The sequence below is a fragment of the Cyanobium sp. Maggiore-St4-Cus genome, assembly GCF_024345615.1.
Taxonomy (GTDB): Bacteria; Cyanobacteriota; Cyanobacteriia; order PCC-6307; family Cyanobiaceae; genus Cyanobium_A; species Cyanobium_A usitatum.
The window spans coordinates 138,220-153,422 of sequence record NZ_JAGQBL010000007.1 but is presented as its reverse complement, the minus strand read 5'-3'; the positions used below and the strand labels follow the sequence as shown (position 1 = coordinate 153,422).

Annotated in this window: 1 protein-coding gene; it reads right to left on the bottom strand. The window is 63.6% G+C overall.

Features of this window, described 5'->3' with window-relative positions; all coding sequences use genetic code 11:
- Positions 1-134: 134 nt before the first annotated feature.
- Positions 135-15,059 carry a DUF4114 domain-containing protein gene (locus KBY99_RS08660; protein WP_254998577.1) on the bottom strand — a complete coding sequence of 4,975 codons (14,925 nt, stop codon included), beginning with the start codon at positions 15,057-15,059 and terminating at the stop codon, positions 135-137.
- Positions 15,060-15,203: the final 144 nt, after the last annotated feature.

Below are 15,203 nucleotides of genomic sequence, written 5' to 3'. Positions count from 1 at the left end.
AGGCACGGTCCCGAAGCAGCACAGCCAACCGTGGGGATGGCGTGCCCGGCAGGCGGAGAAGAGAGGCCGGCGCCCCTCGAAAACCCGGCCGCCGGCCGCTGGATCAACCCAGAAACCGGCGCTGCCGGCGCCGCTCAGAACAGCGGCACCGTCACATTGCGGATCGTCACGATCACGTCGTTGAAATCGTGATCGGTGGGTCCTGAGCCTAAAGCGATCGACTGATCCTCGAAGCCCACCACAAGGCCATTGGAGGCGCTGCCGAGGCTGATCATCTGGGCGGCACCATCGGGGTTGGCGCCGGCGAAGGACGAGAAGATTCGCTGGCGATCGCCATCCACCAGCAACAGCATCCCGTACGCGCGGTTGAGATCCAGCGGCAGATCCTCGAAGCTCACCTGCTTGCCAAAATCAGGCAGCCGATCAGAACTGAGCAGCAGTCCGCTCGACTCGGAACGGGCCAGGGCCGCCTGTAGGTAACGCTCATGGCCGGGTGCCAGGCCATCAACCAGACCGGTGACCGAATCGACGGCGTAGAGGCCGAAGGCGTTTTCGTACCTCCCCAGGCGCTGAATCTGCACCGACGGCAGGATCGGCGCGGGCGAGGGGGCGCTGCCGGTGGCCTGCGGCGCGTACACGGCCGACACACCTCCCGCAAACTTGGCGGTGATCTGGTTACCGGCGACACGCAGGTCGAGCAGTTTCAGCGCCTGGCCCTCCTGGGTGGCCGTCGGCCGCCAGCTGGTTCCGGCCAGCGACAGGCCCTGGATGACAGCGCGGCTGCCCACGGCCTTGCCCTCCGTGCTCTGCCAGCCGAAGGCGGAATCATCGAGAGCCTTGGTGGCGTCGAGGCTGCCTTCGCTGCCGGCGGAGGCATTGCTCAGCAGGGTGAAGCTCCTGCCGCCGCTCTCGAGCCCGAAGCTCACCGCTTCGCTGCCCGTGTCGGAGCGCCACAGGGTGAGGGGTACATCAGGCAGGAGGCGGAACGTGAAGTCGGCCGACAGCTGCAGCGGTGTCTGCCATTGCAGTGCGGGCGCCGCCAGGCTCACGGTCGGCTGGCCGTTGGCGGCCGAGAAGTTCAGCTCCAGATGGCCGCTGATCTGGCCGTTATGACTATCGTCGTTATCGAGCGCCAGCGCACCGGTCACCGCGTCGTAGGCCGGCACCTGCGATCCACTGCTGGCGATCGCATCCAGCACCGACACGGTCTGGCTGGAAACCGGCTCACGGGCATCGGCGGTGAGCCGTTGGCTGATCGTCAGCCGCAGGCTGTCGAGCGTGCTGCTGCTGCCATTGGCATCGGCCCGGAAGCGCAGGCTGGCGCCATCACCCCTGGCACTGGGTGTGAGCTCGAAGCCTGAGAGCACCGGCGGGGCGCCATCGTCCTGCGCAGCGGGCTGAATCAGCAGATGGCACGCGTTCTTCTGACCCACATCGGGCATGTCGTAGACCTGCAGTGACAGGCGGCCGCCGCGGAGGCGCTGGAAGGCTTCAAGTTTGATCGGCACCGTGATCTCCTGGCGCGAATCGCCAGGCTCGAAGATCACCAGACCGACCACCGGGGTGTAATGAATACCGGCTTCCGCATTGCTGTTCACCGAAGTGGTGGTGTACATGACCACCCGACGTCCGCTGGCATCCGATCGCTCAAGCACGAAGCGAACCGCATCACTGGGATCCAAGGCGTTGAAGGACAGCAGGCGGAGGCCCTTGCCGAGATCCACCTCAGAAGCGATGGCCCTGGGGAGCAGGGGATCGGCCGGTTCACCACTCACCGATGCCTCCGCCAAGAGCGCGGCAGCCGGAGCCTGCGGCCCGACAGCACCGACATGGCTCGCCAGCCAGACGTTCTCACCGGAGGCGGTCAGCGCGGTCTGCGAACTGGGAACGGCCACATAGAGAAGAGCCGCATTGGTGGAGCCGGAATAGGCGTTCCAGCGCAGCCCGGAATACACCGTGTCGCGGGAGGGATCTCGTTGCAGATCATCACTGAGCAGGATGCTGTCAGTGGCATCAGGCGTGAGGAACACGGTGTGGTTGCTGTTGATCGCGTTGATGGCTGCTGCATCGAACTGCAGAGTGTTAGCGCCAAAGCCCTGACTGGAGATCGCCTCGATCGAACGAAGCCGATTACCCGGACGAATCGAAAAAGCTGCAGGATTGATGGCGGCCGTATTGAGACTGAAGTTCCAGTCCTGATTCGCCTGCCCCTCGAGCTGGAGGCTGTCCACGCCGATGCCACCATCAATGCGGCGGAAGCGCGCATTGATGATGCTGATCGCGTCGTTACCGGATCCAGCCAGGATTATATCACGACCTCCATTGCTGATGATGACATCGGAACCCTCCAGTGCATAGATCACATCACCCAGCGGGGTGCCAATCTGCGTATCATCGGCGGGCGTGCCGATGAGGGTGCCGATGTCGAAGTAATCACCGCCAAATATGGCGTATTGATTATCCAGACCAAGCGAGGGATTGCTGGGATCACTGATCAGCAGATCCTGGAAGCCATCGCCGTTGATATCGAGGTTGGCGTCGATGGAGTATCCAGCCAACGACTGCTGTGCAGCCGCAGCGAGGCTGGGATCGAGCGGCGAGACCGCATAACCATTGACATCTGAATAGACCGTCGAGACAAGACGGCCACCAACAGTTGTCAACTGTGGAATCCCGAGAACACCGGTGAACGACTTCCCCGAGGACCAGTTCAAGGCCGGCGCACTGCTGGAACTGGAACGGGTGGCGCTTGCCGTGTACAGCCGCGAAGACGCTCCATCATTGGCGGCCAGATAGAGCTGGGTGGACGTTGCCGCCAGGGACAGCCCCCCACCTGAGGTGGCATTGGCGCTGACGAACTGCACGTTGCCCCAGTTGTTGTTGAGCCAGGGGGTCGCCGTGGGCTGCACCGTAATCCCGATGCCGCCTTCCGGCTTGCTGTCGGTACCACTGAAGTAGGCCAACACCGTTCGCCCCTGGAACCGCGCCGCCGTCAGCCGGCCAGAGCTGGTCTGCACACCGCCGCTATAGCGGAGTACACCGCTGGTATTGACAAACGTGTCGCCTGACGGGGTGCTTCCCGCCTGGAGAGAGCTACCCCAGGACGAGCCACTGCTGCCGCTGCTCGACTGCGTTTGGCTGGAGGGGTCGTTGGAGAAGAGGTAATGAATCTTGCTGTCCGTACCCACGAAGTAGAGGGCCAGATAGGAACCCTCATTCACAAGAACAGGCGCTGTCAGGGCCTGTTCACCATTGAGCGTGCTGATGACGGTCCAGGCAGGATCGGCAGCCGTGGGATCGGAGCAGTAGGCAAAGCCGATGACATTCTCCTCGGCACTTTTACCACTGCCAATCGTGCTGGTGAAGGCGGCGTAAAGCTTGCCCTCAAACCAGGCAAGGTTTGTGAGGGATATACCAGGCAAGCTCAGCGCCTGACTTCTGACCTGCCAGTTGGAGTTGGCAACCGTACCGAAGCTATAGCTCCCGGTCGGACTGGGAGCAAAGATCAGCCCGGAACCATCCTCGGCCAGGGCAATCACGCCACCCGCTGGACTGATCGCACCCGTCGCCAGGCTCGGCGCTGCCGTCAGGCTGCTCGCTCCCTGATAGCTCTGGATCCCTTCAAACCAGGTCTGCAGGCTGGGGATGCTGTCGCCGCTGGTGGGATCGCTGTAGGCATAGGTGTAGGGATCGAGCGCTGCCTTCAGACCTGGGGTCGTCCAGATCGCTCCACTGCTGCTGCTGCTCAGGCCGGCCTGATTGAGGCTGAACTGGTTGTCGACCACATGGAACAGGGCCCCATCCACGAGCACCGACTGGATGAACTGACCAGCGGTCTCCACTGGACTGAGGGCCAGGAAGACATCGTCGCAGCCATTGCCATTGACATCGCCTGCGGCGCGGATGCTCCAGACGCCATAGCCGCTGCCGGCGGGGGCATAGGGATTGAGCAGGCCATCGGCGGCGAGGTAATCGGTATAGCCATCGCCGTTGAGATCGCCATAGCCCGCAGCACTGTTCAGCCCCCCCTGACCCGTGCTGGCGGCAGCCGGTTCCGGCAGCATCACGCCACTGGGAAGCAACAGGTTGCTGACCTTGAGCAGGGAGGCAGGATCGCCCGCCTTGGCCAGCATCTCGGCCGCCGTCACGGGCCGTGACGGACTCAGCAGATTGCCGGCGGGGGTGCGCTGCGCAAACGCCAGTGAGGTCGCCACCTGCAGCGGCATGGCGGACGGATTCGGAGCTCCAGTCGGTCGCAGCAGGGGCGCCTCCGTGCCCAGGGCGGGCGCCTCGAACGCCTGGATCAGAGCCTGGCTGGCACCCACCTGAACCTGGGCGGCCAGGCCCGCGGGCGTGGCGGCACCGAGCAGCAGCCGAGCCGTGCTCAACAGCCTGGCGTCAGGGCCGGTGAACTGGCCCCGGCCGGTGGGGTCGTAGCCCACGTTGGCGGAGGTGACCATCAGATCGTCGTAGCCGTCGCCATTCACATCACCGACCGCCTGCAGGCTCGACGCGGTCTCGCTGGCGCTGAGGCTGTTGCTGTTCAACGCCCCGAAAAACTGAATCGCTTCCGAGGAGGTGATCGCCGCTGCCACCAGGGCAGGGGCACTGGCGCCGGCGGCCTGGCTATAGCCCAGGGCGATCGCTGCGCTGGAGTCAAACGCGGCCAGACTGCCGAAATCAGCCACCCAGTTGGCGCCATCACCGCTGCGGAGCAGCTGTGTCTTGTTGCCATTGGCCGTGTCGGCGTAGCTGAGCACGAGGTTCGTCCCATTGCTGGTGAGCGCCAGGCCCAGGCCATTCGCCAGCACCGGCGGCGTGGTGCCCTCATTCAGGGTCGAGGGGATCTCCCAGGCCGCGCTGCTGTCAACCTGGCTGTCCGGGGTGGTCGTGATGTAAACCGTGCTGCTGCGATTGCTCCTGGTGCCGCCGAGATAGGCGAGATAGGTCTGGCCGTTGAAGCGGGTGGCGGCAATCGCGGAACTGGCAGTCTGGGGTAACGTCTGGGTGCCATCGGCATAGTTGATCCCCGTGGTGCTCCAACCGGAACTGCTGGATGGGGAGGCGCTGTAGGCCTTCAGGATCAGATCGCGGGAATCGTTGGCGGTGAAGTAAACCGCCAGCTTGTCGCCCTCGGTCAACAGCATGGCCGCGGTGGCCGACTGGCCGGGAATCTGATACTGATTCACCCAGGATCCGTTGACATAACGGGTGATATTGATCTGATTATTGTCTTTGCCCAGATAACAGAGATAGAGCTCACCGTTGAACACAGCAATCGACGGGCTCTTGTAGGTGGTCATGCCCGGCGGCAACGCCACCCAGCCCTTCCAGGTGCTGCCCGCATCGGTGCTTTGATTCCAGTAAATCTGGTCGTCGGTGCCGTGGACGGCAAGACTGATCGTGGCGCCGCTGGTGGCCATGCTGGGGGCCGAGGGCGAGGCACCCCCAATGGCATCACTCCACACCGGCTGGTTGACGGGATTGGCCGCACCGGCCCGCTGGCTCAGGCTCTGACCCTGACCGGCGCCCAGCTCGGCAGTGGTATTCAGCCAGGTGACGCCACTGCTGGTGCCGATCGCAGTGAGCTCAACCGCATCGCTGGCAGCGAGGCTGCTGTTGATCAGCAGGGCCCCTTGGTGGAAGAGCGGCGTGGTGGCCAGCTGGGTGTTCAGGCCGGCCACGCTGACGAAACTCCAGGCAGGCTCATCGCCGGAGCTGCTGGCCGCGGCCAGATCCAGGGTGCCGAGCTGCACCGAGCCCGCGTTGGTGGTGTAGGTGAGGGCAAGGCCAGTGCTGGTGCGCGTCAGGCCCGGTGCCTGCTCCGCGACCCGATCGGCACTGAGCAGCGATTCCAGACTGGTGAACGCCAGATCACTCGGCGTGGAGGCGATCAGCTCAACGGTGGGCTGACCGAGGCTGGCGGCGTCTGTGCTTCTGCCGCCATAGGCCAGGATCGTGCGGGTGTCGGTCACCACCCCGGCCAGAGCCGTGAGGCTGGTGATCGGCTCTCCGGTGGGCGTGCTGATCGCCTGGGGGCTGGTCCAGCTGCCGCCGGAGCTGCCGACAGGTGTGAAGAAGGACTGCTGGATGGTGCCAGCCTCACCCAGCCAATAGAGGGCCAGCCGCGATCCCTCATCCAGGAGCAACGGTGGTGCGCTGGTGCTGAACCCAGCCAGGCGCTGCGGCGCACTCCAGCCATCCGGTTTGCCATCGGGATTGAGGCTGGTGACGCTGATCGTGCCTGTCGTGGCGTCCACATAGGCCAGCTGCAGGAGGCCATCGAAGTAGGCGATCGAGGCACCCAGATTGGTGGCCACACCCGCCTGACTTTCAGTGGTGATGTCAAACCACGACTGCCAGGTGTTGCCCCCATCTCTGCTGGTATTGATGTAGAGGTTGGTGTTGCCTAGTCCCTTGACGACGCTGTAGAGGGTGTCGCCCACCACCGTCATCGCCGGGGCCTGATCCGTGAGGCCGTCAGTGATCTGCTGAGCGAGCGGGGCGCTGTAGGGATCCACCAGCAGGCCAGCATTCTCGCCCAGCTGGAGCGAGCTGTTGACATCGCCGAACAAGAGACCGGTGAGGCTGCCGGCGCCGGGGGAGTTGTCGCCTGGCACATCCACCTGGCGGAACAGGGCCAGATCGGAAAGGCCATCCCCATTCACATCGCCAGCAGCCAGAACCTGGGTGTCACTACTGACACTGAAGCTGATGAAGCTCTGGGCGGCCTGAGCAAGAATGTCATCCGTGGAGGCCCCCAGCTCGATGCGGATGGTGCTGGTCAGGCCGCCGTCCTGGCGGGAGAAGAAATCCCCATAGCCGTCGCCGTTGATATCACCGATGGAACGCAGAGACCCCTGCGTGGTGCTGGCCAGGCCCTCGAGAATGAAGCCATTATTGCCGGCGAGCTTGTTGAGCTGGAAGCTGCTGATGTCGGCGAGATACTCCTTGCCATAGGTGATGTAGGCGCTGCCTGCACCACGGGCGCCAAGCAGGATGTCGGGGATGCCATTGCCATCCACATCCTTGATGTTGAAACTGCCACGCCCTGTCTCAGCGTTGGCCACGGCATTGGACTCCACCAGCACATCCAGGGCCAGGCTGCCGGCATTGTTTCTGACCGAGCCGATGCCACCGGCACCGATCGTGCCGGTGTAGGGACCATTGCCAGCGAGAAAGGCATTGGCGTAATCGATGCTGTCGGTCCCAAACACCAGATAGCCGGCACCCTGGCTGCTGCCGGCATTGGGGGCCTGGATCAGCACATCGTCATAGCCATCGTTGTTGACATCACCGCTGGCAAGTCCATAGCCGAATTGGTCTGTGGTGGCATTGCCATAGAGGGTGAGGCCGGCACTGAGATAGGCCAGATACTGGGGGCTGCCGCTGCTCGCATCGACCAGGGCCGTGCTGGGGAGCTTCTCCGGAGCAATGAAATAGGTGGCGCCCGGTCCACCACTGCTGGCGGCACCGATCACCAGGGTCTTGCTTTGGGTGTTGTTGAGATCGGCGAGGGTCAGGCTGGAGCCGAAGCCAGTGGCGCCCGTGTTCCAGGGCGAAGGGCCATAGAAGGTGGCTGTGGGCGCGCTGTCGGCGGCCGCGCCGGCGGCGTAGTAGTAGACCGCACCGACAGCATTGGCGGTGAGGCTCTGATCGGCATAGGCGGTGGCTTTGACGATCGGATCGGTCATCAGAGCCTTGAGCCGCTGCATGTAGCCGCTGGCTTCGGCACTGTTGCCCTGGCTGGCGTTGGCGACATCCGCAAAGCTGCCGCTGCCCGCCGTGGTGTTGAGCGCGGAAGCAAGCTGCAACCTCAGCAACGCCCCATCACCAAAGGGGCCTGGGCTGGAATTGGCATCCAGCTCGTTCTGGACCGCCTGCTTGCCGCTGTACTGGAGAGCCGCGGTATAGCCACTGGCGGCGATCGCCACCTCGCCCGTGTTCGGCGCCGCGGTGATGGCACTGCCGAGCTGCTCACCCCAGTAGCTGAGGACCGTTTCGCCGAGAGGATCGCGGGACTGGAGACTGCCGCCCTGCCCCAGCTGCTGACTGAGCCTGGGGGATAGGCTGCCGAGGCTCTGAACCTTGGTGTTGAAGCGATAGACGGCGCCGATGCTGACGGCCGTGCTGTTGTCGCCGCTGACCATCTGCCGTTGATAGCCAGGCGCGCCGATGATCAGATCGGTGCCATCGAAGGCCAGGGCGGTGCCAAACAGGGCATTGCTGCTGTCGTCACCCGCCGGCAGGCCGCCGGCAGCGGCGGGGGTGAGCACGGTGACAACATCACCGAGGTTTTCGGGATTACTGAGATCAAGAATCTCAGGATTGGTGGCGAGATTCGTCTGAATCCAGCTGCCATCGATGATGTAAACAGTGCCGCCAGCATTGGTGTTGGGGGCGGCGATGATCAACTCATCATTGCCATCGCCGTTGAGGTCCACCACCAGCATCGTGTTGCCGATGTTGCCACCCCAGCCAGCAGTGGGATCCGCCTGGATCAGCAGGCCGCCACCACTGCTGGGATTGCGGGCGTCGTTGAGGAGGGGCAGGTTGGGTGCCGCATCAGAGAAGCTGCTGCGGGCCAGCGCATTCAGCCAGGTGATCGGTGATTCAGCGGTGCTGGGATTGCCGCTGCTGGGATACTGGCCGGTGTACTGAATCCAGATCCGGCCGGCCGGATTGCTGCCGGCCGTGGGGGTGAAGGGCTGGGCAATCGCCAGCCAGCCGGAGGGGGTGCTGGTGTCGCTGTTGTAGCGACCAGCCATGGTGGAGTAGCCGAATCCCTGGACGGGAGTGGGTAAGGCCCCCGGCGTGGAGGCCGATGGCACGCTCTGGCGTTGGATCACCTCGCCGCTGTCGATGTACTGCAGCTGGCTGGTGGCCTGCTCGAGCACATCGGCTGTGGCGATGGCGCTGGGGTAGAGGGACTTGCCCTGCAGAGCCGATGGATTGAGCTGCTGCCGCACCGGCAGCAGCTGCGATGGCGTCACCGTGCCCGACAACACCGTGGGGGGAGGCGTGGTGCTGGTGAGGTTGGGCGTGAAATTGAGCTTGTATTGGACGGAATAGGTGTTGCCTGCTTGCCGCTGTTGCAGCGCCAGCTCCTCACTGAGGGGCACCAGCAGGTTGAGCTCCGGCGTATTGGTGAGGAAGGTGTAGCTGAGGTTGGTGTCGCTGCCGGCGGGCTGCAGCTGCTGCAGTGTGCTGTTGCCCAGCAGGATCTGGTCGGGCGCCAGGTTGAAGGCGCTTCCCACGGGCGTGAACGCACCATTGACCACCGTGCCGTATTGCGCAGTGACCGAAGCAAGAGTGCGCTGGGCGGGGTTGAAACTGCTCCAGTCGCCGCCCGACAGGGTCACGATCGCCAGATTGTCAGCCAGCGTCGGCCGCGTGGCACTGGGCAGGGTGGCGATGGGGGCGGCCTGCAGGTTGAGGGACTGGGCCTGCGTCCAGGCCGCATCGCCGCTGGCATCCGTGGCGTAGGTGGCGGTGAAGGTGGCCTTTTCGGCACCATTCGGATCCACACTGCGTGCCTGCCAGTGTTGATTGATCGCACCGATCTCAACACCGGGATTCTGATTGAGCTGGGCGATGTTGTAGCCCAGTGCCTGCACCAGTTCCAATGCATCCTTGCCGGACATCATCGGCCAGGGATTCTGAGGATCGAAGACGGCTGGCTTGGCCTCCACCGCCGTCAGGGCGGTGGTGTAGAGGGCCACCTCATCGATGCTGCCACCGGCATTGCCATAGAGCAGCAGGGCTGAATCGGCCTCCGTAGTGGGGGAGAACACATCATCGATCGCCAGAGGCGTGGCGGCAGCCTTGCCGTCGATGTAGAGCGAGGCCGTACCGGTGAGCTGCGGAACCTGATATTGCTTATCGGCAATCGTTGCCAGGACATAATCCGGCAGGTAGGTGGCGACGACATAGTGCCAGTTGCCATCATTGATCGCTGCGTCGCTGAGAAGACTGGAAGCAGCGCCCACATCAAAGACAAGCTTGCCGTTGGCGTCGATGGAAACGGCCGTGGATTGGTTGAGCTGGAAGTTGAGCCCGTAGGCCGCGTATTGCTCCTGGGCGGTGGCGGATGGGGTCGAGGCCGAAGGCGCGATGCTGCTGGCAGGATCAAGGCTGAAGTTCACCTTGGGCTTGCCATAGCTCTGCTGATATGACCACAGCTGTGCGAACAGCGTCTGGAGATTGGCATTATCTGTCCAGGTGCTGCTGGCGGCGGTGACCACGCCGGAGTTGATCAGGGCCGAACTCGTGTCCACCGCGATGCCATTGAGGCTGGAGCTGGGGCTGCCATCAACCAGGGCATTGTTGAACTGCAGCGCGGTGCCTGGCACCGTGGCCAGAACACTGGCACTGACCCCGGAGCTCCCCTTCAGCACATCGCTGCTGAGGCCATAGCTGGCCAGAAACTGGGCCATACCGGGCAGGGCAGTGCCGGCCACCAGGTTGGTGATGCTGAGGGCGTTGCTGTAGAGGTTGCTGCCGCCGGGATTGCTGGCGCCGCTGGCGGTGCTGTTGGCGCCATCGGCCACCAGGCCCCAGTTGTAGCCGTAAAGGTCATTCTCCTGGCCGCTGGGGATGGCGCTGCTGGCGATCAGGCCCTTGGCGACGGCCTGGGCCCAGGTGAGCTGCTCCACCACAAAGCTGGAGGTGAGCGACCAGCCCGCGGGCAGAACGGCGGCGCCCACGGCCGCCTCGGAGGGTTGGCCCAGCGCGAGCATGCCCGCGCCCTCGGGGTTCTTGCCGGCGGGAGCCTTGACCCAGAACTCCAGGCTGTAAGGACTGCGGGGCAGGGCTTGACTTGGGGTTGTGCTGGCCACGCCGGACTGGGCCGCCAGGGCCTGCTCATAGCCATTGAGGGAGCCCACGCCGATGCTGAGCACACCGGTGCCATCGCTGTTCTGCACGGCGGCATCACTGTTGATCTGCAGAGCGCCGGCGACACCGAACTGCAGACCGGTGCTGGAGGCACTGGTGAAGGTCTGGGGGGAATTGGCGAGGCTGCCGAGGTTGTTGTTGCTGAGCCCGGGACCCTCCAGATTCAACGGGTCGTAGACGACGGGGCTGCTGTTGAGCACCGAGAGCTGGTAGGGCGTGGCGACGTACTGGCTCCAGCTCAGCGAGGGTGTCTGCACCAAGCTGCCGTCGGCCGCCACGCTCCACTGGCTGCTGAGGTTGAGATCGGTGACGCCGAGTCCCACCTCGGTGCTGGGATCCCAGGGCACCACCTGAGGCGTGGAGAAGCGGGCGTTCTGGGGGTCGAACTGGGCGGATTTGATCACCGTGGGGATGGACCCGTTCTGCAGGCTGGAGAGCTGGGGTTTGAGCCCCTGCATGGCCTCAATCGAGGTCTCCGTCCATACCATCAGCACCTGAGGGCTGCCCGCACCCACGGGGGTGGTGTTGACCACCTGCAGGTTCTGAATGATCGCGCCGTCAGCGGGGATGTAATAGAGCGGATTGGTCTCCCATTCGCCGCGCGCATTCTTGTAGGAGTAGGCGATGCGTTGATTGCTGTAGACGTCCCCGATGAATTTCTGGTAGCTCTCCAGGCCATTGGCCCCTGCGGAGGGAACGGCCCGTTGCACAATCCCTTGGCTGGTGAGGTTTTCCACCCAGGCCACCAGCGGTTCACCCGTGCTGCTCACCTGGGTGGACACCGGCTGGCTGGCGAGGGAGAACTCCGGCAGGGTGGATTGGTAGCCATCCACCGGCAACACGGCACGGTTGTTGGTCACGCCCCAATACGCTGGCCGCGTTGGGGTGGCCGCCATCCAGCTGATGGCATTGAGGTAGGTGCTGTTGCCTTTGGAATCGCGGTACACCACGCGGCTCTGCAACGGCAGCGCCTTCTGATTGGCAAAGAGGGGAGCGCTGTCGGTGTTGCCGGCAGCGATGTAGACGCCGGCGCCGGTGGGCTCGCTGCCAGGGGCAAAGGCCTGGGCAGAAAAGCTGCCGTCGTCAATGAAGTTGTTGTAACTGGCGCTGGAGGGCGTAAGGCTGAGGCTGGCGGCAGCCGTGGGCACAACATCCGCAGGAAGCTGCAGATCAAGGCTGTAGCCAGCCGCACTGGCCGCGGCCGCGGTATAGAACGGCTGCTCGAGGATCACCTTCTGGATCTTGCCGGCCACGAGCACCACCGTGGCGTTGGTGGTGGTGGCACCCTGCAGATTGGCGATGGGCCCTGAGCCATCGGCCGCAGTGATCGTGCAGGAGACGCCGCTGTAGGTGTAGGGGGTGTTGTCACCGGGCACGGGGGCCGTGGCGGTGGCGGTGCTGGCATCCCAGAGGGGATAGCCCGAGCCCCCGGAGCCCACCTTCACCTGGTTGAACACGGAGATCGGCGTCTTGCTCAGCTGGGCGGGCGGGTCTCCAGCCGGAGGGTTGGTGGTCACCAGGATGGTGGGCAGCACAACGATGCCCTGGGCCACGGCAGCGGGGTCGGCCAGGTTGGTGCCGGTGGCGGGATTGACGGTATAGAACTCAGGCACCAGCACCACTTCACCGGCAGAACCGGTGTTGCCGATGGTGCTGTAGGGGGGCAGGTAGAGGTAGGTGCCCGTCTTGGTGATCACCACGCTGGTGATGGCACCACCCGTCACCACAATGCTGGCTTCCGCATAGCTGTCGCTGCCCTCCGGCACCACACCCAGCAGGCGCACATTCGTGTAGCTGCCATCATTCAAGCCACGGCCACTGCTGCCACTCAGCTGGAACAGCCTGGTGCCGACCAGGTCGGTGGGCCCTGCAGACACCACCAACGAATAGAGCGTGCTGACCGTGCTGCTCAGCGTTGAGGCGCCCGCCCCGTCGCTGGCCGTCGATCCGAGGCTGGGGTTGTAATAAAAAGGCGAAGGGTCCGTGCCTGCCACGGGCTGCGCATCACCCACATCCTCTCCGGGAAGGCCGGCAGATTCCTGCGGCCCAGGCCCCGAAGCGGACGGCGGCGCCGGAACAACGGTGGGATCGCCCGAGGCGGTATAGCTGGTGGAGTAGCGAAGAATCGGCTGGAAGGCGCCCAAGAGACTGAAGCCGACTTCAGCGAGAAACCTGTCATTAAAAAAGGCGTTATTACGGTCCGGGCCCAAAGCAGCATTGAAGCTAATATTATTAAAAAGATTGGCCTCAAAGCCCAGACCGTTCCAGGCGACCGTGGCACTCAGCGTCGTGGCATTGAACAGGCTCTGCTTGCTGGCCTGAGTGGCCGGCTGCCGCACAGCCACACCCACGGGAGCGAGCAGGGATGTGGCCGTGCCAACAAGGCCAAGCGCCAAATTGGTATAAAGAAGAGTATTCGGCTTGTCCCTGTTATAGAGAGGCACATCTTCTCTTGCGAGTCCGTAGGTGTTATACTTGACAAGTCGCGACAATCCATCCGTCTCCCCACGCAACTGCGTGAATCCATAAATACTGTAGAGAAAGCGAGCCGCGGTTGCACTGTCCGCCGCCAATCCCGCCACTTCGGGCAGGATTCCACCGGCGCCGGCAATGGGCAACCCGTTATTGGAGAGCGTCTGAACCCACTGATAGCCAAAGGAATCAGAACCCTTGATATTGAAGACCCGAACGACCGGAAAATCACTGGTTTTAACGAACTTTCTCTGGGTATAACTGGCACCCAGATCAACGGCAAGCGCCTCACGACTGACAACCTTGATCGGCGCCTTGGGCTGGGCGCTCAGACTGGCATACAGAAATTCGGAAGCCACCGATCCTGAAAAACCGAATGCATAGTTCTTGGTGACTTTCTTGGTTAAATTATCACGACGAAGGATGAAATTGACCGCGTCACTGAAGCTTCGCACTTGATCCGTTGTAGCGACGACGAACGCAAGCTTGGTAAAGCTATCAAATGCCGGCCCCTCTCCCGTGTTGAGCAAGCCGAACGATCCCCTGCCATAGATGCCCCAGCGCCAGTCGCCACTACCGCCTGTCGCTCTAGAGATATCACCTCCGATTGACGGGAGGCCCGTGAGCGTGAGGAGTCCGCTATCGCGCAAGCCTTGGCTGAGAAATTTAACCGAACGACTTCGCGGCCTTTCGTCGTCAAGAACACCACTGAACACCTTTTCCGCTTCATATAAATCCTCAAACGTGCGAATCGGCTTGAAAAGTATGGGCTGGGAAGAACCATATTCCGCGATATCATTGCCACTACCAGACGAAGACGAAGACCTGCTGTAGATGTCAGACACCTCATCTCGTCCCGTGGTGTAGAGAGGCACACTGATCTGCCACTTCACAGGCCTCCCCAACACGCCAAAGTTCAGAAAACCATTGCCGCCCGTGCTCGCCTGGCCGCTCAGGCGGGTGCCACTCCACACCGCGCCTCCCACGCCGCTGCCCGGCAGGGCGCCTGGCAGCGCGTTGCTGCCGCTGAACACCAGGGTGCTGCGGTTGAACTGGATCCCCTCCCCCGTGGTCACCCTCGGCGCCGCCAGGGGCGCGCTGGCGGGATTGAGCACCAGGCCCTGCAGGCTGCTGCCGGCCGCCACCTGCAGGCCATAGCCGCTGGGGCTGTCGGCATCGCGCTGGAGGGCGAAGTCCTCCCGATACAGCTCGGTGTCGGGCCTGGCGATCCCCAGGCCGGTGGCCGTGCCCTCGGCTCCAGGCCGTTCCTCCTGCTTCTGGCTCACCAGCGAAAAGCCGCCGTTCACCCCCGCCACCAGGCTGAACTCCTTTTCGTTGACGCCATTGCTGGTCAGTGCCTGCGGAGCGCTCCACTGCAGCTCGCCGTTGCTGTTCCACTGCCCGAACACCGCCTGGATCTCACTGCCGTTGCCGCGGCCGGTGCGGTAGGCCACCACCAGGCCCGGATTCCAGGTGCCCGAACTGGAGGTGGAACTCGTCGGCCAGAGCTTGTCGAGGTAGAGCACGCTGAGGCTGTCGCCCCCCACGGCGCCCGGCACCGCCTCGCCCTGCTCCCAGCGCCCCGCCTCAGGATTCCACTGGCACTGCAGCAGCAGGCCGTTGTCCACCAGAAAGCCATGGCTGGTGCCGTTGGCATCGATGACGGACTGAAAGGAGCTGGTGGTCGGCATGGCAGTGCTCGGCTAGGGAGGGGTTCGCAGCGAAGGCGAGGCCGTCTGCTGTGTATGTGCCCGCATCATGGTGGATTTCCTCTGTTCTTTGTACCCACCGAATGGGGGGAATGTCTTTCTGCTCCTGGCCGCTCAAGGCTCCGA